This is a genomic window from Salmonella sp. A29-2 (assembly GCF_020150755.1).
GTDB lineage: Bacteria > Pseudomonadota > Gammaproteobacteria > Enterobacterales > Enterobacteriaceae > Salmonella > Salmonella enterica.
Genome location: NZ_CP083731.1, coordinates 813,941 through 836,002 on the forward strand (window position 1 = coordinate 813,941; position 22,062 = coordinate 836,002).

Genomic DNA, 22,062 nt, shown 5'->3' on the forward strand with positions numbered 1-22,062 from the left:
GCTAATCCTGACGCAGCACCTTGTGCCCGTACTCCAGCAGCGCGTCGGTCACTTTGCGCATCATCCGGCTTTCCGGGGCAAAGCGGTGCCAGTAAAGCATCCGGCGCTGTAGCAAACCAGGCGTTAAGTTGATCAACTCGCCGCTTTCCAGCTCTTTCTCAATCTGCAGGTGAGGGATCATGCAGCAGGTCGTGCCCTGACGCGCAAGCTGTACAAACGCTTCGGATGAATTAACGATATGGCACGGCACGCTGCCGGGCGGTAGATCGAAATTCTGTTGCAAAAAGGCCTGATGCATATCATCCAGATGGTCGAACGCGACGGCGGGCGCTTTCAGCAGCGACGACCGGGTAACGCCATTGGGGAAATAGCGCTCGGCAAACGGCTTTGACGCGACAAACAGATAGTCGAGCGCGCCCAGTTTGTCCACCAGGCAACTGGGCAGCGCCTGATGCTGGATACTCACCGCGCCCACCACCTCGCCGCGACGCAGACGTTCTTGCGTGCGCGTTTCATCTTCCACCTGTAAATTGAGACGGATAGGGGAGTCCGCCAGCACCGGCGCCAGCGCCGGAAGCAGCCAGGTCGCCAGACTGTCGGCGTTAACCGCCAGCGACAGCAGCAACGGCGTAGAGCCGGTTTGTTCATCGCCCAGCCACTCTTCTTCCAGCAGTTCAACCTGACGCAGCAGAGCCAGTAATTTTTGCCCTTGCTCCGTGGGGCGAGGAGGAACGGTACGCACCAACAAAGGTTGTCCGAACATATTCTCAAGCTGTTTTATGCGCTGTGAGACGGCGGATTGTGTGATGCACAGCTTCTGGGCGGCGCGCTCGAATCCTCGTTCACGTATAACGGCATCCAGCGCCTGTAGTGTTCTGTAGTCCGGACGTTTCATTGTTGTGTCATGCTCCTGTTATTTTTTTCCGCACTATGACATAAATTTGCCGTCGGTACAGATGAAATCCGTAGCCTGTGTACGGACACGGAGATTTTTCCCGACAATGTTCTATAATGCGGCTGTATTTTCACACCACAGGCGAAACGATCTATGACGCAGGATGAACTGAAAAAAGCGGTAGGATGGGCGGCACTTCAGTATGTACAGCCCGGCACCATTGTGGGCGTTGGTACAGGCTCAACGGCCGCACACTTTATTGATGCGCTGGGCACAATGAAAGGCCAGATTGAAGGCGCGGTCTCCAGCTCGGACGCCTCGACTGAAAAACTCAAAGGCCTCGGTATTCATGTGTTTGATCTCAACGAAGTGGATAGCCTGGGTATCTATGTCGATGGCGCGGACGAAATCAACGGTCATATGCAGATGATCAAAGGCGGCGGCGCGGCATTAACCCGTGAGAAAATTATTGCTTCCGTGGCGGAGAAATTTATCTGTATTGCGGATGCCTCTAAACAGGTGGATATTCTTGGCAAATTCCCGTTGCCGGTCGAAGTGATTCCGATGGCGCGCAGCGCGGTCGCTCGTCAACTGGTGAAGCTGGGCGGGCGTCCGGAGTACCGTCAGAACGTGGTCACGGATAACGGCAACGTGATTCTGGATGTTTATGGTATGGAAATCCTTGATCCCATCGCGCTGGAAAACGCCATTAACGCGATTCCGGGCGTCGTGACCGTAGGGTTGTTCGCCAATCGTGGCGCCGATGTCGCACTGATCGGCACGCCGGACGGGGTGAAAACCATCGTAAAATGATCCCGCCAGGCGTATTTCCTGCCGCGTAAAAAATTCGGTCAGGGCAAATTTGGTGACATGTATCACGTTTAATCGTTTGCCCTGCCGATCCCTCCAAAGAAAAAGTTATTCCCGGTATTTTCATCTGCTATTTCCCGCTGTATGCGATTCCTTCACGACGCTGGCGCAAACGTTCATATTGCCGTGATAATTTTTTTTGATATGTTGAAGGACGGATGCAAATCCACACACAACATCAGATGGCAAAAAAAGACAGGATCGGGGAAATGGCAAAGGTATCGCTGGAGAAAGATAAAATTAAATTTCTGCTGGTTGAAGGGGTGCATCAAAAGGCGCTGGAAAGCCTTCGTGCGGCAGGTTACACCAACATTGAATATCACAAGGGCGCGCTGGATGCTGAACAGTTGAAAGCGTCCATCCGCGATGCCCACTTCATCGGTCTGCGATCCCGTACTCATCTGACAGAAGAAGTGATTAACGCCGCAGAGAAGCTAGTGGCGATTGGCTGTTTTTGCATCGGCACCAACCAGGTGGATTTAAATGCGGCGGCAAAACGCGGTATTCCGGTTTTTAACGCGCCATTCTCGAATACCCGTTCCGTGGCGGAGCTAGTGATTGGCGAGCTATTGCTGTTGCTGCGCGGCGTGCCGGAAGCGAACGCCAAAGCGCACCGCGGCGTATGGAATAAACTGGCGGCGGGATCGTTCGAAGCGCGCGGTAAAAAGCTTGGCATTATCGGTTACGGCCATATCGGAACGCAGTTGGGCATTCTGGCGGAATCGCTGGGGATGCATGTCTATTTCTATGATATTGAAAATAAACTGCCGCTTGGTAATGCAACTCAGGTGCAGCACCTGTCTGAATTGCTGAATATGAGCGATGTGGTCAGTCTGCACGTACCTGAAAACGCCTCCACCAAAAACATGATGGGCGCAAAAGAGATTGCCCTGATGAAGCCGGGTTCGCTGCTGATTAACGCCGCGCGCGGTACGGTGGTGGATATCCCGGCTTTGTGCGACGCGCTGGCGACGAAACATCTGGCGGGGGCGGCTATCGACGTCTTCCCGACGGAACCGGCCACTAATAGCGATCCGTTTACCTCTCCGCTGTGCGAATTCGATAACGTGATCCTGACGCCGCATATCGGCGGCTCGACGCAGGAGGCGCAAGAAAACATCGGTCTGGAAGTCGCAGGAAAACTGATTAAGTACTCGGATAACGGCTCGACGCTGTCCGCCGTGAACTTCCCGGAAGTGTCGCTGCCGCTGCACGGCGGTCGTCGCCTGATGCACATCCACGAAAACCGCCCGGGCGTATTGACCGCGCTTAACCAGATCTTTGCCGAGCAGGGCGTTAACATTGCCGCACAGTATCTGCAAACCTCCGCCCGAATGGGGTATGTGGTGATTGATATAGAAGCCGATGGCGATGTGGCGGAGAAAGCGCTGCTGGCGATGAAGGCGATTCCGGGCACCATTCGCGCCCGTCTGCTGTACTAATTTCCTCTAAATGGGCAGGAGATGACCTGCCCATCCTTTCTCTGGTTTCCCTGCCTCAACATCTCTTCGTGTAACGCATACATTCTGTTTTCGAGCCTTGCCGCAATTGGTAATTAAAGGCAGCGTTGCGTGTTGTACAGCAATAAAAGGAATTTACGATAAGGGCTCAGCATAGCGCTGAAACGGGAAAGCCCCTGGCGAGGCAGGGGCTCTAAAAAGGAAAGGGACGATGATGAGATACGTCATCATGCTGCTGATCCTGTTAATCATCGCTTGCCCAGCATATTAACAGAGAGTACGCAGGAGGGAGGTTCGCCTCCCTCACCCTTCACCGAGAAATTTAGGTCAAAAAAGCGACGCTGTCAATCGGCAAAACACGGCTACCACTCCCAAATTTTGGATGGCGTCACCACCGCAGGCAGCGGGATATCCCACTCTTCAACCGGCAGCTTTTCTACTAACTGGCAATCATGCGCGTAGCCCACGGGCTGGATCTTATGCTGCTGCCAGTTTTGTAGCGTGCGGTCATAAAATCCGCCGCCCATCCCCAGGCGCTGCCCGTCTTCGTCAAACGCCACTAATGGCGTTACCAGCACATCCAGCTTTGCCAGCGGCAATACGTCGCGGACATCAAGCCGTGGCTCCTGGATCTTTAAGCGGTTGGTCACCAGCGCACTCTGCGGATGATAGTGCAGGAACAGGAGGTTGCCAGGGCTAAAGGGATGAAGAACCGGAAGGTAGACGCGCTTGCCCGCTTGCCATAGCTTTTCTATCAGCGGCTGGGTGTCGAGTTCGCCATCAAAGGAGAGAAACACGGCGACAGTGTGCGCCATCACGACGGGAGGAAAACTGAGCATTCGGGCGGCGGCCTGTTGACCAAAGCGGCGTTGCTGCTCTGGCGTTAGCGCACGGCGACGTTGCCGAATCATTCGGCGGATTTCTTGTCGTGATAAAGAGAGTTCGGGAAGTTGCGTCATGGCTGTCGCCAGTCAGAAGGGGAATCTCCGAGATGCCGCCGCAGGCTGTAACCCTTGAACCCTTGGTTCAAGGTGAATGTGTCGTCACAGTTTTAAGGCTTCTCGGACGAACCGAGCATGCTCACCAACCGCGGAGCGCCACATTCTTGTGGTATGAAATATCGGCTCAGGGGACTGGCCCGCTTGCAAACATCTCAGAGAAATTCTGTTTTCACAATCACTTTACCATAGTAAAGCGAAAAGTGTTATTCAAAGTTTTGGCCCGTTTTTTCGGTTATGCGACCTTGATCAAGCAACGCCTGTTCGATGGTCTGTTGTAGCATCCGAATACGTTGTTCCATGCTCGCCGCGTAATCGCGGGTCTTCGCTTTTTCCTGAGTTAACTCATAGCTGATATTCAATGCGGCAATGAAAACCAACTGCTCAGTATTTGTGACTCTAGTGCGAACTTTCAGATCTTGCAACCGCTGATTCAGATCGTCCGCAGCCTGATTCAACGCATCCCTTTGGTCAGGCGGGCAATTCACTCGCAGTGAACGGCCAAATATTTGGATATCGACGGGTTGTGCAGACATGCCACCTTCCTGCTGATTGACTGCGCTGCCTTCGTCTCCAGACCCAGGGTCCGCGAAGGGGCGACACTATAGCTACCCTGGTGTGAAGATACAAGCCCTTTTCTGGTTCACCAGGGTCCAAAGTGGTAGCATATCATGAATATCCTCCCTTTGATGACGAATGCTTATGTCTATACAGAACGAAATGCCTGGTTACAACGAAATGAACCGGTTTTTGAATCAACAAGGGGCCGGTCTGACCCCGGCTGAAATGCATGGTTTAATCAGCGGGATGATTTGCGGCGGCAACAACGACAGCTCATGGCAGCCGCTGTTGCACGACCTGACGAACGAAGGTCTGGCCTTCGGGCATGAGCTTGCTCAGGCGCTGCGCAAAATGCACGCGGCGACCAGCGACGCGCTGGAAGACGACGGCTTTCTTTTTCAGCTTTATCTGCCTGAAGGCGACGATGTCAGCGTATTCGATCGCGCAGATGCATTAGCCGGGTGGGTTAACCACTTTTTGCTTGGCCTCGGCGTAACGCAGCCTAAACTTGATAAAGTCACCGGCGAAACGGGTGAAGCGATTGACGACCTGCGTAATATTGCGCAGCTTGGTTATGATGAGAGCGAAGATCAGGAAGAGCTGGAGATGTCGCTCGAAGAGATCATCGAATATGTCCGTGTTGCGGCGCTGTTATGTCATGACACTTTCACGCGCCAACAGCCGACCGCGCCGGAAGTGCGTAAACCGACGCTACACTAAGAAAAAACGAAATGGAGGCCATGTCATGACTCAGCAGGAATACCAACGCCGTCGCCAGGCATTACTGGCGCAAATGCAGCCCGGCAGCGCCGCGCTGATCTTTGCCGCGCCGGAGGCGACGCGCAGCGCAGACAGTGAATATCCGTATCGCCAGAGTAGCGACTTCTGGTATTTCACCGGTTTTAACGAACCGGAAGCCGTGCTGGTACTGATTAAGAGTGATGACACCCACAACCACAGCGTTTTGTTCAACCGCGTTCGCGACCTGACGGCGGAAATCTGGTTTGGTCGCCGTTTAGGACAGGATGCCGCGCCGGAAAAATTGGGCGTTGACCGGGCGCTGGCGTTTAGCGAAATCAACCAGCAACTCTTTCAGTTGCTTAATGGTCTGGATGTGGTGTACCACGCGCAGGGCGAATATGCGTATGCCGACGAGATTGTTCTGGCTGCGCTGGAGAAGCTGCGTAAAGGCTCCCGCCAGAATCTGACCGCGCCGGCCACCATGACTGACTGGCGACCGATCGTCCATGAGATGCGCCTGTTCAAATCGCCGGAAGAGATTGCTGTCCTGCGCCGCGCCGGGGAAATTAGCGCGCTGGCGCATATCCGCGCGATGGAAAAATGCCGTCCGGGGATGTTTGAGTATCAGCTGGAGGGGGAAATTCACCACGAATTTAATCGCCACGGCGCGCGCTATCCCTCCTATAACACCATTGTCGGCAGCGGCGAAAATGGCTGTATCCTGCATTACACTGAAAACGAAAGTGAAATGCGCGACGGCGATTTAGTGCTTATCGACGCGGGCTGTGAATATAAAGGTTACGCGGGCGACATCACGCGTACTTTCCCGGTGAACGGGAAATTTACGCCAGCCCAGCGTGAAATTTATGACATCGTTCTGGAATCGCTGGAGACCAGCCTGCGACTGTTCCGTCCTGGTACCTCTATTCAGGAGGTGACCGGCGAAGTCGTGCGCATCATGATAACCGGGCTGGTGAAGCTGGGGATTTTGCAAGGAGAGGTTGATCAACTGATTGCCGAAAATGCGCACCGTCCTTTCTTTATGCATGGCTTGAGCCACTGGCTGGGGCTGGATGTTCATGATGTCGGCGTTTATGGGCCGGATCGCTCCCGCATCCTGGAGCCGGGCATGGTGCTGACCGTAGAGCCAGGCCTCTATATCGCGCCGGATGCCGACGTGCCGGAAGCGTATCGCGGCATTGGCGTTCGAATTGAAGATGACATTGTCATTACCGAAACCGGTAATGAAAACCTGACCGCTGGCGTTGTGAAGAAGGCGGATGACATTGAGGCATTAATGGCGGCGGCGCGGCAGCAATGAGCGTCATTATCGTTGGCGGCGGCATGGCAGGCGCGACGCTGGCGCTGGCCATCTCTCAGTTCAGTCATGGGACGTTGCCGGTACACCTGATTGAAGCGAAAGCGCCTGAAGCCGACGGTCATCCCGGCTTTGACGCCAGAGCGATTGCGCTGGCGGCGGGCACTTGCCAGCAACTGGCGCGAATTGGCGTCTGGCAGGCGATTTCCGATTGCGCAACGGCAATCAACACCGTACACGTCAGCGATCGCGGCCATGCCGGATTTGTGACTCTCGACGCGCAGGACTACAGTCTGGCAGCGTTGGGTCACGTTGCGGAGCTGCATGATATCGGGCTGCGTCTGTTTGCGCTCTTGCGTAAAGCGCCAGGCGTTACGCTGCACTGCCCGGAGCGCGTAGCCAGCGTGTCGCGTACCCAACAGCAGGTTAACGTCACACTGGAAAATGGCAATGTGATAGCTGGCAGCGTGCTGGTGGCGGCTAACGGTACCCACTCCGCGCTGGCGTCAGCCTGCGGCGTTGACTGGCGTCAGGAGCCTTACGAACAGTTAGCGGTGATAGCGAATGTCGCGACCGCTATCCCGCACCAGGGACGCGCCTTTGAACGTTTTACCCCCAATGGCCCGCTGGCGATGTTGCCGATGTCGCATGGCCGATGTTCGCTGGTTTGGTGTCACCCGCTCGACCAGCGCGATGAGGTGCTGAGCTGGTCCGACGCGCAGTTCTGTCATGCGTTGCAGGCCGCGTTCGGCTGGCGGCTGGGGCGAATTACTCAGGCGGGGAAGCGCAGCGCGTATCCGCTTGCCCTGACTACGGCGGCAAAAGTGTTTACTCACCGGACTGTCGTGGTCGGCAATGCGGCGCAGACGTTGCATCCTATCGCCGGACAAGGGTTTAATCTCGGTCTGCGCGATGTCATGAGCCTGGCGGAAACGCTGGTCGCGGCACAGGACGCGGGCGAGGATATTGGCGCCTGGCACGTGTTATCGCGCTATCAGCAGCGTCGTCAGGTTGACCGGGATACGACGATTGGCGTAACGAACGGTCTGGTCCATCTGTTTGCAAATCGTTGGGCGCCGCTGGTTATTGGGCGCAATATCGGTTTAATGGCGATGGAATTATTACCGCCTGCGCGCGATGCGCTGGCACAGCGGACCTTAGGTTGGGTTGCGCGTTAAGCAGATCTGTAGGCCGGATAAGGCATTTACGCCGCCATCCGGCATCGTGTTCGTAAAAATACCGGATGGCAGCTTCGCCTTATCCGGCCTACGGTTTTGATTGTTCCGGTTTCCAGGAGTAAATAGTGCAAAGTGTTGATGTAGCAATAGTTGGCGGAGGCATGGTGGGACTGGCTGTCGCCTGCGGCTTGCAGGGGAGCGGTTTGCGCGTTGCGGTACTGGATCACGTTGTCCCCCAGCCGTTGGCGAACGATGCGCCGCCTCAGCTTCGGGTGTCGGCGATTAATGCCGCCAGCGAAAAACTGCTTACCCGTCTTGGCGTATGGTCAAACATTGTGGCGCGACGGGCAAGTTGCTACCACGGTATGGAAGTCTGGGATAAAGACAGCTTTGGCCGTATTACGTTTGATGACGCAAGCATGGGATATAGCCATCTGGGGCATATTGTTGAAAACAGCGTCATTCACTACGCACTGTGGCAAAAAGCGCAGCAAGCGGCGGATATCACCTTAATGGCGCCAGCGGAGTTACAGCAGGTCGCCTGGGGAGAGAACGACGCCTTCCTGACTTTAAAAGACGGCGCGATGTTAACCGCGCGTCTGGTGATTGCCGCGGATGGCGCCAACTCCTGGCTGCGTAACAAAGCGGATATCCCCTTAACCTTCTGGGACTACCGTCACCATGCGCTGGTAGCGACTATCCGCACCGAAGAGCCGCACGGCGCGGTTGCTCGCCAGGTGTTTCATGGTGAAGGTATTCTGGCGTTTTTGCCGTTAAGCGATCCGCATCTGTGTTCCATTGTCTGGTCGCTTTCTCCGCAGGATGCGGAGCGTATGCAACAGAGCGGCGACGAGGCGTTTAACCAGGCGTTGACTATCGCCTTCGATAATCGGCTGGGCTTATGCCGCCTGGAAAGCGAACGGCAGGTTTTTCCGCTGACGGGCCGCTATGCTCGCCAGTTTGCCGCGCATCGTCTGGCGTTGGTCGGCGATGCCGCGCACACCATCCACCCGCTGGCAGGGCAAGGCGTCAACCTCGGCTTTATGGACGCGGCCGAACTGGTGGACGATCTGCGCCGGCTTCAGCGCCAGGGCAAAGACATTGGTCAACATCTTTATCTCCGTCGTTATGAGCGTAGCCGTAAACATAGCGCGGCGATGATGCTTGCCGGGATGCAAGGTTTTCGTGACCTGTTTGCCGGCGAAAACCCGGCAAAAAAATTGCTGCGCGACATCGGGCTGAAACTGGCGGATACGCTCCCCGGCGTCAAACCCCAACTGCTTCGCCAGGCAATGGGGCTAAACGACCTTCCGCAATGGCTTCGTTAAGCGTCTGACTGCACGCCAGCAAGAGTTTGAAACCCGTCACACTTTGCTTTCCCGGCTATCGCGCCGGGGGGGCTTTCCTCGTTTGAAATAATCTAATTTCACCGCCTATTTCGCATTATATTTTCTAATGCCACTATTTTTAGCGAACGCGATTTTCGACATTTTTTCCGCATTTAATATTAATTTATGTTGTGATAAATCGTATCAGCTTCCTTTTTATGACGGTTATTTAGCGTAATAGTGGTTTTTTGTGCTGATGGGATTTTAGCGTTTTTTAGTCATAAGCTAATGTGATGGTAAATTCAGCCTTATGGTTTAGCGCCTGGTTCGGTGGTAAGTTCAGGAACAAGAGAACGTTTGCGTCGGCGCAGGAAAAAGGGCGTCGATGCCAGGTTTCGTGGCGAAGATTTCCCATGAAAATGGTTGTTAGCCCCCGCTAATTCAACGAGGAAAAGATGGCCCAACAGACGCCTTTGTACGAACAACACACGCTATGCGGCGCCCGCATGGTCGATTTTCATGGCTGGATGATGCCCCTGCATTACGGCTCTCAGCTTGATGAACACCACGCTGTGCGCACCGATGCCGGGATGTTTGATGTATCGCATATGACCATTGTCGATCTTCATGGCAGCCGTACACGAGAGTTTCTACGTTATCTGCTGGCAAACGACGTCGCGAAGCTAACGAAGACGGGTAAAGCCCTCTACTCCGGTATGCTTAACGCATCGGGCGGTGTGATTGATGACCTGATTGTCTACTACTTCACTGAAGATTTCTTCCGTCTCGTTGTTAACTCCGCCACCCGCGAAAAAGACCTCTCCTGGATTACCCAACACGCTGAACCTTATGCCATCGACATCACCGTTCGTGACGACCTGTCGCTAATTGCGGTACAGGGGCCGAATGCGCAGGAAAAAGCGGCGACTCTGTTTACTGACCAACAGCGCCATGCAGTAGAAGGTATGAAGCCGTTCTTCGGCGTTCAGGCGGGCGATCTGTTTATCGCCACCACCGGTTATACCGGCGAAGCAGGCTATGAAATCGCCATGCCGAATGAAAAAGCGGCGGATTTCTGGCGTGCGCTGGTGGAGGCGGGCGTGAAGCCGTGCGGTCTTGGCGCGCGCGACACGCTGCGTCTGGAAGCAGGCATGAACCTGTACGGTCAGGAGATGGATGAAGGTATCTCTCCGCTGGCGGCTAATATGGGATGGACTATCGCCTGGGAACCTGCTGACCGCGACTTTATTGGCCGTGAGGCGCTGGAGATGCAGCGTGAAAAAGGCCATGAGCAGCTTGTCGGTCTGGTGATGACCGAGAAAGGCGTATTGCGTAATGAACTGCCGGTGCGTTTTACCGATGCGCAGGGCAATCAGCAAGAAGGCATTATCACCAGCGGGACGTTTTCCCCAACGTTGGGCTACAGCATTGCGCTGGCGCGTGTTCCGGCGGGCATTGGCGAGACGGCGATTGTACAAATTCGTAACCGTGAAATGCCGGTAAAAGTGACTAAACCTGTTTTTGTGCGTAACGGCAAAGCCGTCGCGTGATTCATCCTTTTTTGGAGATTAATTGATGAGCAACGTACCCGCAGAACTGAAATACAGCAAAGAACACGAATGGCTGCGTAAAGAAGCGGATGGCACTTACACCGTTGGCATTACTGAACACGCTCAGGAGCTGTTGGGCGATATGGTTTTTGTTGATCTGCCGGAAGTCGGCGCGACCGTAAGCGCGGGCGACGACTGCGCCGTGGCGGAGTCCGTAAAAGCGGCGTCCGACATTTATGCGCCGGTAAGCGGCGAGATCGTGGCGGTAAACGATGCGCTGAGCGACTCCCCGGAGCTGGTGAACAGCGAACCGTATGCCGGTGGCTGGATCTTTAAAATCAAAGCCAGCGATGAAAGCGAACTTGAATCGCTGCTGGATGCCACCGCGTACGAGGCATTGTTAGAAGACGAATAATGTTGTGCCGGATGGCGCTAATGCTTATCCGGCCTACTCACTGCAACGCGAATGATTTTGCGTATTCGTTTTCGCACGCGTAGGCCCGGTAAGCGTCAGCGCCACCGGGCAATTGAGTTAGAGACAATCACGATTCACTGCACGTTTCAGGAACCATCGCCCATGACACAGACGTTAAGCCAGCTTGAAAACCGCGGCGCTTTCATTGAACGCCACATCGGACCGGACGCCGCGCAGCAGCAAGAGATGCTGAATGCGGTTGGCGCCGAGTCGTTAAACGCGCTGACAGGTCAGATTGTGCCGAAAGACATTCAGCTCGCGACTCCGCCGCAGGTTGGCGAGGCGGCAACCGAATATGCCGCACTGGCGGAATTAAAAGCCATCGCCGGGCGTAACAAGCGCTTCACGTCCTATATTGGCATGGGCTACACCGCCGTGCAGCTACCGCCGGTTATCCTGCGCAACATGCTGGAAAATCCGGGTTGGTATACCGCCTACACTCCTTATCAGCCGGAAGTCTCTCAGGGGCGTCTGGAAGCGCTGCTCAACTTCCAACAGGTGACGCTGGACCTGACAGGGCTGGACATGGCTTCCGCCTCGCTGCTGGATGAAGCGACCGCCGCCGCTGAAGCGATGGCGATGGCAAAGCGCGTCAGCAAATTGAAAAATGCCAACCGGTTCTTTGTCGCCTCTGATGTCCATCCGCAAACTCTGGACGTCGTGCGTACGCGTGCCGAAACCTTTGGCTTTGACGTCATTGTGGATGACGCGGCGAAAGCACTGGATCACCAGGATGTGTTTGGCGTGCTGTTGCAGCAGGTTGGCTCCACGGGCGAAATTCACGACTACAGCGCACTGATTACTGAGCTGAAATCCCGTAAAGTTGTGGTCAGCGTCGCCGCCGACTTTATGGCGCTGGTGCTGCTTACCGCGCCGGGTAAACAGGGCGCGGACATTGTTTTCGGCTCTGCGCAACGCTTCGGCGTACCGATGGGGTACGGTGGCCCGCATGCGGCGTTCTTTGCCGCCAAAGACGAATTTAAACGCTCCATGCCAGGCCGTATTATCGGCGTCTCAAAAGATGCGGCGGGCAATACCGCACTGCGCATGGCGATGCAGACTCGCGAGCAGCATATCCGCCGTGAGAAAGCGAACTCCAACATTTGTACCTCGCAGGTACTGCTGGCTAACATCGCCAGTCTGTATGCCGTTTATCATGGACCGGTTGGACTGAAACGCATTGCGAATCGTATCCACCGCCTGACCGATATTCTGGCGGCCGGTCTGCAACAGAAAGGCTTAAAGCTGCGTCATGCGCACTACTTTGACACGCTGTGTGTGGAAGTAGCTGATAAAGCTGCGGTACTGGCGCGTGCGGAAGCGGCAGAGATCAATCTGCGCAGCGATATTCATAACGCGGTTGGTATTACCCTCGATGAAACCACCACCCGTGAGAATGTGGCGCAGTTGTTCAATGTTTTGCTGGGCGACAGCCACGGTCTGAACATTGAAACACTGGATAAAGACGTGGCGCTTGATAGCCGTTCCATTCAGCAAGGTATGCTGCGTGACGATGCGATTCTGACGCATCCGGTATTTAACCGTTACCACAGCGAAACCGAGATGATGCGCTATATGCACTCGCTGGAGCGTAAAGATCTGGCGCTGAATCAGGCGATGATCCCGCTGGGTTCCTGCACCATGAAGCTGAACGCCGCCGCCGAGATGATTCCTATCACCTGGCCGGAATTCGCTGAACTGCACCCGTTCTGCCCGCCGGAACAGGCCGAAGGATATCATCAGATGATTAGCCAGCTTTCTGACTGGCTGGTGAAACTCACCGGGTACGACGCCGTCTGTATGCAGCCTAACTCCGGCGCACAGGGGGAATACGCGGGGCTGCTGGCGATTCGTCACTATCACGAAAGCCGCAACGAAGGGCATCGCGATATCTGCCTGATCCCGGCCTCTGCTCACGGCACTAACCCTGCTTCTGCACATATGGCAGGAATGCAGGTGGTGGTTGTGGCGTGTGATAAGAACGGCAACATCGACCTGGACGATCTGCGGGCCAAAGCAGAACAACATGCTGCGAACCTCTCTTGCATCATGGTGACCTATCCGTCCACCCACGGCGTCTATGAAGAAACGATCCGTGAAGTGTGTGAAGTTGTGCACCAGTTCGGCGGTCAGGTTTACCTTGACGGCGCGAACATGAACGCTCAGGTCGGCATTACCTCACCGGGCTTTATTGGCGCGGACGTTTCGCATCTTAACCTGCATAAAACTTTCTGCATTCCGCACGGCGGCGGTGGCCCAGGCATGGGACCGATCGGCGTGAAAGCGCATCTGGCACCGTTCGTACCGGGTCATAGCGTGGTGCAAATCGAAGGCATGTTAACCCGTCAGGGCGCGGTGTCTGCGGCGCCGTTCGGTAGTGCCTCTATCCTGCCAATCAGCTGGATGTACATCCGCATGATGGGCGCAGAAGGCCTGAAGCAGGCAAGCCAGGTCGCGATTCTTAACGCTAACTACATTGCCAGCCGTCTGAAAGACGCGTACCCGGTACTGTATACTGGTCGCGATGGCCGTGTGGCGCACGAATGTATTCTTGATATTCGTCCGCTGAAAGAAGAAACCGGCATCAGCGAGCTGGATATTGCCAAGCGTCTGATCGACTACGGTTTCCACGCGCCAACCATGTCGTTCCCGGTGGCGGGCACGCTGATGGTTGAACCGACGGAATCTGAAGGTAAGGCTGAGCTGGATCGCTTTATCGATGCGATGCTGGCTATTCGCGCAGAGATTGACCAGGTGAAAGCGGGTGTCTGGCCGCTGGAAGATAACCCGCTGGTGAACGCGCCGCACATTCAGAGCGAACTGGTCGCCGAGTGGGCGCATCCGTACAGCCGTGAAGTTGCCGTATTCCCGGCAGGCGTGGCAGACAAATACTGGCCGACGGTGAAACGTCTGGATGATGTTTATGGCGACCGTAACCTGTTCTGCTCCTGCGTACCGATTAGCGACTACCAGTAATTTACTGATTCGACTGTTTTCTAAAGGCGCTTCGGCGCCTTTTCAGCTTGTTAATAAAGTGCGTTTTGTTTATGTCGGATGCAGTGTGAGTGCCTTATTCAGGCTGCAAAGTGTTACTAATTCAATATATTACAGTAAATCGTTGGCTCCTGTCAGGCAACCTGGCGTTTGTATCAGTGTATTAGCCAGAATTAAATTACCGCTTTTTTAGAGCCTAATGATTCATTGTGCATCATTTTTACCTTGCTGTTATTTAATCAAAACAACACAGTATATTTACATGTAGTTACAAATAGTTTCTCTCCGGAATCGTTATTTACCTCTCAATATAGTTACAAAAATTTCCGTATATTAAATTCATCAAGTTATTAATTTAAATTATAAATTAAAAATAAACATAAATAACGTAAATATTTATTAACTTAGCGCTTTGTTTTTTATACCTGGAGGGAATAATGAAACGATTTATATTTCTGCCATTAATGACATATTTTCTATTAATGAATGCAATGGCAGCTAACGGAGAAAATAATCCCAGTAATCTATTAGGTGCACCAGTTAATACCGCTATTTCTGGTGGTTCAGTATTGCCGGAAGGAAAGTTATTAACCGCCGTGAATAGCTCATTTCGCGATAAAGATCATCAAATCGAGGGGCACGGAAGTCCGGATGTTTACTCCCAGATATGGTTATTGAAGATTCGTTACGGTTTGACCGACAGACTGGAATTATCAACTGTGGGTTCCTATATCAATAACAAACGAGACAATCTGTCTCCTGAGCACATAGAGGGAATGGGCGACCAATCGGTGGGGGTCAATTATGCTTTAATGAGCCAGCGAAGAGGTGATCCGTTTTGGGTTACGGTAGGTGGGGCAGTATTACTACCCACCGGGCAAGATGGAGATAATCATTTGCCTGGGAATAGCGCCTGGGGAGGAAGAGTAACACTCACTTTAACAAAATTATTTACTCCTAACATTAAAGGGGATATGGGTTTTGTATATCAGGGACCATTTGAGCGCGGTAACCAGGACGTGAAACGAGGTAACGAATTCCAGTGGAATACCCAGGTGCGGTATATGTTTAGCGATTTACCGCTGGATCTTGGTCTGGAAAGTGCCTACAGCAATAATGCCTCTGGAACGAAAAAACTGTCTAATGGCAGCGTAATTAATAACCATTCTGGAACTACCGAATGGGTTGTTGGTCCGTCATTTAATATTGCCGTCGATTCACTGAAATTATGGTTTGGTGCCGGAGCCTTCTTCCCGGTAATGCAGGAAGCGAAGTCGCCAACCAAAATGGAAGATGTACGCTGGGAATTTAAAATAGGTAAGACCTGGTAAGACTCGTTCAAAGTGTTACCCGCCGACTGGCGGGTAACGTGCAGGAGTTAAAGCTTCTCGCCGTTGCTGGCAATCACCTCTTTGTACCAGTTGAAGCTTTTCTTACGCGAACGCGACATATCGCCCGTACCGTCATCGTGCTTGTTCACGTAGATGAAGCCGTAGCGCTTGCTGTACTGACCGGTGGTGAACGAGACGCAGTCGATGCAGCCCCACGGCGTGTAGCCCATCAGGTCGACACCATCGTAAGTCACCGCTTTTTTCATCTCTTCAATATGGGCGCGCAGGTAGTCAATTCGGTAGTCGTCGTTGATGCTGCCATCTTCTTCTACTTTGTCGTAAGCACCAAAACCGTTTTCGACAATAAACAGCGGCTTTTGATAGCGTTCGTACAGTTCACACAATGAATAGCGCAGACCCACCGGGTCAATCTGCCAGCCCCAGTCAGATGCTTTAACATAGGGGTTCGGTACGCTGCCTTCAAAACCGGAAATCGCATCGCCGCTACCGCCTTCGGCTTTGACCGCGTTGGTCATGTAATAACTGAAACCAAGATAATCGCAGGTGCCTTCGCGCAGCACTTCAAGATCGCCATTTTCCATTTTGATGTTAAATCCGCGGCGCTCCCACTCGTTCAACACATAGGACGGGTAATAGCCGCGCAGCTGCACATCGGTAAAGACGTAGCGTTCACGCATCGACTCCTGAGCAAACATCACATCTTCTGGTTTACAGGAGAAAGGATACAGCGCGACCATCGCCAGCATGCAGCCCACTTTCATCTGTGGATTAATACGACGTGCCGCTTTTACCGCCAGCGCGCTGGCGACAAACTGATGATGTAAGACCTGATACATGGTTTCTTCTGGATTCTCATGCTCGGTATACACCACGCCGGAACAGCAGTAGCCAAACAGCGGCGCGCGCCAGTTTCGCTGGTTGTTAATTTCATTGAAGGTCATCCAGTATTTGACCTTATGTTTGTAGCGTTCAAACACGACTTCAGCAAAGCGGACAAAGAAATCAACCACTTTACGATTGGTCCAGCCGCCGTAGTGCTGTACCAGATGTAATGGCATTTCAAAGTGAGAAAGGGTAATGACCGGTTCGATGTTGTATTTGAGTAACTCATCAAACATGTCGTCGTAGAATTTCAGACCGGCCTCGTTTGGCTGGGATTCGTCGCCATTCGGGAAGATACGCGTCCAGGCAATAGAGGTACGGAAGCATTTGAACCCCATTTCGGCGAAAAGACGGATGTCTTCTTTGTAATGTCCGTAAAAATCCACCGCCTCGTGGTTCGGATAGTATTTGCCAGCAACGACATTCTGGGTGATTTCGCGTGGCACGCCGTGTGCGCCGCCGGTTAGCACGTCGCAGATGCTGGGGCCTTTACCGTCTTTATTCCAGCCGCCTTCAACCTGGTGTGCGGCAACCGCGCCGCCCCATAAAAAATCTTTTGGCAGGGTGAGTTTTCTCATTGTTGCATAATCTCAATTTATTTAGTCTGTTATCATTCATTCTGCACCAAATGGCATGTAAAGCGTACGCAAAATTCCAGGATGCTCGCGTGTCGGGACAAGAACACATTCAGATCGTAACATCCACTTCAAGGGGCCATATTCAGGGGATAACCACATGCAGCCAAACGACATTACTTTCTTTCAACGTTTCCAGAATGACATTCTGGCAGGGCGTAAAACCATCACTATTCGTGATGCCTCCGAGTCCCACTTTAAAGCAGGCGATGTGCTACGCGTGGGACGGTTCGAAGATGATGGCTATTTTTGCACAATCGAAGTGACAGGAACGTCAACTGTGACGCTGGATACGCTGAACGAAAAACATGCGCAACAGGAAAATATGTCGCTTGATGAGCTGAAACGGGTCATTGCTGAAATCTATCCCAACCAGACGCAATTTTATGTGATTGATTTTAAATGCCTTTGATAAATATGAACGCGTGTTAGTTGAGTTTTTGTAATTAACTTATTGAATAATAAACAAAATTTAATTTTGAGAATTTATTTTAGCTAACATGTGTTCACTGGAACCATTCTCAGTTACGCTAGAGGCGCAGTTCATCGTTATGAACGTTTCTCCGGAGTAAGTTATGGTGCAAAAACCATTAATGACGCAGGGATATTCGCTGGCTGAGGAAATCGCCAACAGTATTAGCCACGGCATTGGATTGGTATTTGGTATTGTCGGCCTGGTGCTGTTGTTGGTTCAGGCGGTAGAGGCGAATGCGGGTATGACGGCTATCGCCAGCTACAGTTTATATGGCGGGAGCATGATCCTGCTTTTTCTTGCCTCAACGCTTTATCATGCCATTCCTCATCAGCGGGCAAAAATCTGGTTAAAGAAATTTGATCACTGCGCTATCTATCTGCTCATTGCCGGAACCTATACGCCATTTCTGCTGGTAGGTCTGGATTCGCCGCTGGCGCGCGGACTAATGATTGTGATCTGGAGCCTGGCGCTATTCGGTATCCTCTTCAAGTTGACGATTGCGCACCGATTTAAAGTGCTTTCACTGGTTACGTATCTGGCAATGGGCTGGCTGTCGCTGATAGTGGTTTATCAGTTGGCGATTAAGCTGGCGATAGGCGGCGTGACGCTGCTGGCGGTAGGTGGCGTCGTTTACTCGCTAGGCGTAATTTTCTATGTTTGCAAACGCATACCTTATAACCACGCCATCTGGCATGGCTTTGTGCTGGGCGGCAGCGTGTGCCACTTCCTGGCCATCTATTTGTATGTGGGACAGGCGTAATTCCCGGATGCCCGTGCCGGATGGCGGCGCTGTCGTACCTTATCCGGCCTACGAGAGCAGCACGTGCGAGCCTGATGGCGTTGCGCTATCAGGCTATCCGGCTTTTAACGTGATATCACTCTTCCAGCGAGTAAGGCAGCGGGACGATATGCAGGGTGTTGGCATCGTCGCGAACACGGAAGACGCTTTCGGCTTCTAAATCGTTATTCATGACGGCCTGAACCAGTAACTGACCATCGTCCAACTGCGTCGCCGCCAGAATAGCGCCGGTACGACGCCAGTTCTCGCCCATCTGTAGCTCCAGATCTTCTCCTGCTTCCGGTACCCGGCTGGCTTTGCCCGCCAGCAACCAAAGCGCGCGTTTATTGGCGCCGCGGAATTTTGCCCGTGCGACCATCTCCTGTCCGGTGTAGCAGCCTTTCTTGAAGCTGATGCCGCCCAGCGCCTGTAGGTTAGTCGCCTGGGGGATAAACTGACCGCTGTTCGCCGCGTCAATCACCGGAATGCCTGCTTCAATATCCAATGCCAGCCACTGTTGGCTGTTATTCAGTTCGGCTTCGCCATGCAACTTCTCTGTTAACATGTTGGCCGTCGCGACATCGGTGACAAGCAGGAATCGTTCCGCAGGATGTTCAAACCATAGCAGCGTGGAGGCGCCGTCTCTGACCACCTGATTTTCGCTATTGGGCAGTACGCTAAAGACATTAGCCAGCGCCGCGCGGGCCTGAAAACCTGCCACGCCAAGCAATACGCGTTCGTCATCCGGCGCGATGACCACTTTGGAAAATACGGCGTACTTTTTCAGCTCCGTTAATTGCGCTTCACGCACGCTACGGCGTTCAATCCAGGCGAAACCGTCGCGCTCACGGAACAGGCGCAGAGTGCTCCACATCTTACCTTTAGCATCGCAGTGGGCGGCGAGAAGGTGTTGCTGTTCAGTCATCTGGCTTACGTCAGCGGTGACCTGGCCCTGAATATACTTTTCACTGTCTACGCCGGTAATGGTCGACAGCGCCCAGTCGTCAAGCGCGATCAGCGTCAGCGGCAGGCGGGCTGACGATGAAGGATGACGTGGTGGAAAGGAGATAAAAGCCATAAATAATGTCCTGGTTAGCTGCAACAATAATGGTTAATGGTAAAAGAGCCATCGGTCATTGCAAGTGCTTTAAATAGCCCATTGAGAGCGGATTGATCGTTTTGCGAGGCGGTATCCAAAACGGATGAACGTATTGATTCCCAGCCTTTTATTTCGCGATCGCGTTCCAGATTACTGAGATTCCCGTAAAACAACGCCAAAAACACGTTACAATAGCCCGGTACTTCATTTTCGCGAGGCAGGAAGAACATGGATATTCACAATAAAGCACGTATTCACTGGGCATGTCGTCGCGGTATGCGCGAACTTGATATTTCCATCATGCCGTTTTTTGAACATGAGTACGATAGTTTAAGTGATGAAGAAAAGCGTATTTTTGTCCGTTTGTTGCAGAGTGACGACCCGGATTTATTTAACTGGTTAATGAATCACGGTAAACCGGCTGACGCTGAACTGGAACAGATGGTCCGACTCATTCAGACACGGAATCGGGAACGTGGTCCTGTGGCAATCTGATTTACGCGTCTCATGGCGCGCTCAGTGGATCTCATTGCTCATTCATGGGCTGGTTGCCGCGGTGATTTTATTGATGCCCTGGCCGCTGAGTTATACCCCGTTATGGATGATACTACTGTCGCTGGTCGTGTTTGACTGTGTACGTAGCCAGCGCAGGATTAATACCTGTCAGGGAGAGATCAAGCTACTCATGGACGGGCGCTTACGCTGGCAGGGGCAGGACTGGACGCTCTTGCGTCCGCCCTGGTTACTGAAAAGCGGGATGGTGTTGCGTTTACGCGCAGAGTCTGGACGTCATCAGCATTTATGGCTGGCGGCGGATAGCATGGAAGAAGCGGAATGGCGTGAGTTGCGTCGGATACTGTTACAGCAGCCGATATCAGGCCAACACTAACGGAACGGCGTAAACGCGGTTCCGTCGAGAGGGAAATACAGCGAGTAAGGCTTCAGGCGTAGTGTTCGGCCATTTCGCCGAGAATTTGTTCACACCAGGTCTGTATACGCTCATCGCTGAGATCGTACTGGTTCGTTTCATCCAGCGCCAGGCCGACAAACAGTTGCCCATCCGCAATGACCGGTTTATTGCTGGTAAATTCGTAGCCTTCTGTGGGCCAGTAGCCGACAAATTTAACGCCTTTGAGGGCAAGTTTGTCATGCAACATACCCAGCGCATCCAGGAACCACTCACCGTAGCCGAGCTGGTCGCCCATACCGTAAAGCGCAACGATTTTGCCTTCCAGATTGAGATCGTCCAGTTGCTCCCAGACGGCTTCCCAGTCCTCCTGAATTTCGCCAAAATCCCAGGTGGGGATGCCTAAAATGAGCACGTCGTACTGCTCCATTAAGGCGGGGGCGTCATCCTTAAGGTTATGTAATGTCACCAGCTCCGGGCCGAGGATATCGCGAATTTTCTCTGCGGCCATCTCGGTGTAGCACGTGCTGGAACCGTAAAAAAGACCCATGTTCATTACGTTACATCTCGATTCTGCTATAGCGTTGCGGGTAGTGTAACAGAATCGCTGCATTCACGGCACAATGAGGCATAATGCACTCAAAGTCAGCGTGAAGTGGGGAGCGCGAATGGAACAGGATTTAGCGCGTATTGAGCAGTTTCTGGATGCCCTGTGGCTGGAACGAAATCTGGCGGAAAATACATTAAGCGCGTATCGTCGCGATTTATCGATGGTCGTTGCGTGGTTGCATCATCGCGGAAAAACGCTTGCGACGGCGCAGGCTGATGATTTACAAACGCTGCTGGCTGAACGGGTGGAGGGCGGATACAAAGCGACCAGCTCCGCACGCCTGTTAAGCGCTATGCGGCGCTTTTTCCAGCATCTGTACCGTGAAAAGTATCGTGAGGATGATCCGAGCGCGCAGTTGGCCTCGCCTAAGCTTCCGCAGCGTTTACCGAAAGACCTTAGCGAGGCGCAGGTTGAACGGCTCTTGCAGGCACCGCTTATTGATCAACCTTTGGAGTTGCGCGATAAAGCTATGTTGGAAGTGCTGTATGCCACCGGTTTGCGCGTGTCGGAACTGGTGGGGCTGACAATGAGCGATATCAGTCTGCGGCAGGGCGTGGTGCGGGTTATCGGTAAAGGCAATAAAGAGCGGTTGGTGCCGTTAGGCGAAGAGGCGGTATATTGGCTGGAAACGTATCTGGAGCATGGGCGTCCCTGGTTACTCAATGGCGTATCGATTGACGTATTGTTCCCCAGCCAGCGTGCGCAGCAGATGACGCGGCAGACCTTCTGGCACCGTATTAAACATTATGCGGTACTAGCTGGAATCGATAGCGAAAAACTATCGCCGCATGTTTTACGTCACGCTTTCGCCACGCATTTGCTGAATCACGGCGCCGACTTGCGCGTTGTACAAATGCTACTTGGGCATAGCGATCTTTCGACGACACAAATTTATACGCATGTCGCAACGGAGCGTTTGCGTCAACTTCATCAACAGCACCATCCGCGGGCATGAG

The 22,062-nt window shown here is 53.2% G+C and carries 21 protein-coding genes and 1 other RNA gene; 15 read left to right on the plus strand and 7 right to left on the minus strand.

From position 1 onward, the window contains the following. Window position 1 precedes the first annotated feature (1 nt). The gene (argP, locus tag K8W53_RS03975; RefSeq protein ID WP_000828345.1) at window positions 2-895 is read right to left on the minus strand and encodes a DNA-binding transcriptional regulator ArgP; all 894 of its coding nucleotides are present in this window, start codon (window positions 893-895) and stop codon (window positions 2-4) included. Between the two features lie 153 nt (window positions 896-1,048). On the opposite strand from argP, the gene rpiA reads away from it, so the two are divergent. Both rpiA and serA read left to right on the plus strand, forming a co-directional pair. Continuing rightward, a complete protein-coding gene (rpiA, locus tag K8W53_RS03980) occupies window positions 1,049-1,708 on the plus strand; it encodes a ribose-5-phosphate isomerase RpiA (protein ID WP_000189741.1) in 660 nt (219 codons plus the stop codon). 266 nt (window positions 1,709-1,974) lie between these two features. Next, window positions 1,975-3,207 carry a phosphoglycerate dehydrogenase gene (gene serA / locus K8W53_RS03985; RefSeq protein WP_001151627.1) on the plus strand — a complete coding sequence of 411 codons (1,233 nt, stop codon included), beginning with the start codon at window positions 1,975-1,977 and terminating at the stop codon, window positions 3,205-3,207. A gap of 380 nt (window positions 3,208-3,587) precedes the next feature. Here the strand turns inward: serA and K8W53_RS03990 are convergent, their stop codons facing one another. From K8W53_RS03990 to zapA, 3 genes are all read right to left on the minus strand, one after another. Continuing rightward, window positions 3,588-4,184, minus strand: a complete 597-nt coding sequence (locus K8W53_RS03990; protein WP_052939277.1) for a 5-formyltetrahydrofolate cyclo-ligase — start codon at window positions 4,182-4,184, stop codon at window positions 3,588-3,590. Between the two features lie 20 nt (window positions 4,185-4,204). Beyond that, a non-coding RNA gene (ssrS, locus tag K8W53_RS03995) (6S RNA) lies at window positions 4,205-4,388 on the minus strand. A 41-nt stretch (window positions 4,389-4,429) separates the two neighbouring features. Then, window positions 4,430-4,759 carry a cell division protein ZapA gene (gene zapA, locus K8W53_RS04000; protein WP_001276011.1) on the minus strand — a complete coding sequence of 110 codons (330 nt, stop codon included), beginning with the start codon at window positions 4,757-4,759 and terminating at the stop codon, window positions 4,430-4,432. Window positions 4,760-4,925: 166 nt separating this feature from the next. Here zapA and K8W53_RS04005 point away from each other — a divergent pair, with 166 nt between their 5' ends. From K8W53_RS04005 to K8W53_RS04040, 8 genes are all read left to right on the plus strand, one after another. After that, the gene (locus tag K8W53_RS04005) at window positions 4,926-5,504 is read left to right on the plus strand and encodes a YecA family protein (protein WP_000027236.1); all 579 of its coding nucleotides are present in this window, start codon (window positions 4,926-4,928) and stop codon (window positions 5,502-5,504) included. Window positions 5,505-5,529: 25 nt separating this feature from the next. After that, entirely contained in the window at window positions 5,530-6,846 is a 1,317-nt protein-coding gene (gene pepP / locus K8W53_RS04010; protein ID WP_000193681.1) for a Xaa-Pro aminopeptidase, read from the plus strand. Continuing rightward, on the plus strand, window positions 6,843-8,021 hold the full coding sequence (ubiH, locus tag K8W53_RS04015) for a 2-octaprenyl-6-methoxyphenyl hydroxylase (RefSeq protein WP_001635505.1): 1,179 nt from the start codon (window positions 6,843-6,845) through the stop codon (window positions 8,019-8,021). Before pepP ends, ubiH begins: the two co-directional genes overlap by 4 nt. 125 nt (window positions 8,022-8,146) lie before the next feature. Further along, on the plus strand, window positions 8,147-9,349 hold the full coding sequence (gene ubiI, locus K8W53_RS04020; protein ID WP_001192144.1) for an FAD-dependent 2-octaprenylphenol hydroxylase: 1,203 nt from the start codon (window positions 8,147-8,149) through the stop codon (window positions 9,347-9,349). 455 nt (window positions 9,350-9,804) lie between these two features. Beyond that, complete coding sequence (gene gcvT, locus K8W53_RS04025; protein ID WP_000068738.1) at window positions 9,805-10,899, plus strand: glycine cleavage system aminomethyltransferase GcvT; 1,095 nt, start codon at window positions 9,805-9,807, stop codon at window positions 10,897-10,899. A 25-nt stretch (window positions 10,900-10,924) separates the two neighbouring features. Further along, window positions 10,925-11,314: a glycine cleavage system protein GcvH gene (gene gcvH, locus K8W53_RS04030; RefSeq protein ID WP_001295377.1), complete on the plus strand. Its 390-nt coding sequence runs from the start codon at window positions 10,925-10,927 to the stop codon at window positions 11,312-11,314. Between the two features lie 162 nt (window positions 11,315-11,476). Beyond that, window positions 11,477-14,350, plus strand: coding sequence for an aminomethyl-transferring glycine dehydrogenase (gcvP, locus tag K8W53_RS04035; RefSeq protein ID WP_052939275.1), 2,874 nt, complete (start codon window positions 11,477-11,479; stop codon window positions 14,348-14,350). A 455-nt stretch (window positions 14,351-14,805) separates the two neighbouring features. Continuing rightward, complete coding sequence (locus tag K8W53_RS04040) at window positions 14,806-15,699, plus strand: transporter (protein ID WP_000819375.1); 894 nt, start codon at window positions 14,806-14,808, stop codon at window positions 15,697-15,699. Between the two features lie 47 nt (window positions 15,700-15,746). Here the strand turns inward: K8W53_RS04040 and bglA are convergent, their stop codons facing one another. Continuing rightward, entirely contained in the window at window positions 15,747-17,180 is a 1,434-nt protein-coding gene (gene bglA, locus K8W53_RS04045) for a 6-phospho-beta-glucosidase BglA (protein WP_001230143.1), read from the minus strand. Window positions 17,181-17,337: 157 nt separating this feature from the next. On the opposite strand from bglA, the gene yqfB reads away from it, so the two are divergent. Continuing rightward, on the plus strand, window positions 17,338-17,649 hold the full coding sequence (yqfB, locus tag K8W53_RS04050; RefSeq protein WP_001182976.1) for a N(4)-acetylcytidine aminohydrolase: 312 nt from the start codon (window positions 17,338-17,340) through the stop codon (window positions 17,647-17,649). A gap of 163 nt (window positions 17,650-17,812) precedes the next feature. Further along, on the plus strand, window positions 17,813-18,472 hold the full coding sequence (gene trhA, locus K8W53_RS04055) for a PAQR family membrane homeostasis protein TrhA (protein ID WP_000250289.1): 660 nt from the start codon (window positions 17,813-17,815) through the stop codon (window positions 18,470-18,472). Window positions 18,473-18,587: 115 nt separating this feature from the next. Here trhA and ygfZ read toward each other — a convergent pair whose 3' ends face one another. Further along, complete coding sequence (gene ygfZ / locus K8W53_RS04060; RefSeq protein ID WP_000874178.1) at window positions 18,588-19,568, minus strand: tRNA-modifying protein YgfZ; 981 nt, start codon at window positions 19,566-19,568, stop codon at window positions 18,588-18,590. Between the two features lie 249 nt (window positions 19,569-19,817). Between ygfZ and sdhE the strand changes: the two genes are divergently transcribed. Continuing rightward, complete coding sequence (sdhE, locus tag K8W53_RS04065; protein WP_000351186.1) at window positions 19,818-20,084, plus strand: FAD assembly factor SdhE; 267 nt, start codon at window positions 19,818-19,820, stop codon at window positions 20,082-20,084. Further along, complete coding sequence (locus tag K8W53_RS04070; RefSeq protein ID WP_000244756.1) at window positions 20,065-20,478, plus strand: protein YgfX; 414 nt, start codon at window positions 20,065-20,067, stop codon at window positions 20,476-20,478. Before sdhE ends, K8W53_RS04070 begins: the two co-directional genes overlap by 20 nt. A 52-nt stretch (window positions 20,479-20,530) precedes the next feature. Here K8W53_RS04070 and fldB read toward each other — a convergent pair whose 3' ends face one another. After that, entirely contained in the window at window positions 20,531-21,052 is a 522-nt protein-coding gene (gene fldB / locus K8W53_RS04075) for a flavodoxin FldB (RefSeq protein WP_001055885.1), read from the minus strand. 112 nt (window positions 21,053-21,164) lie between these two features. Between fldB and xerD the strand changes: the two genes are divergently transcribed. Further along, window positions 21,165-22,061, plus strand: a complete 897-nt coding sequence (gene xerD / locus K8W53_RS04080; protein WP_000434302.1) for a site-specific tyrosine recombinase XerD — start codon at window positions 21,165-21,167, stop codon at window positions 22,059-22,061. Window position 22,062 lies beyond the last annotated feature (1 nt).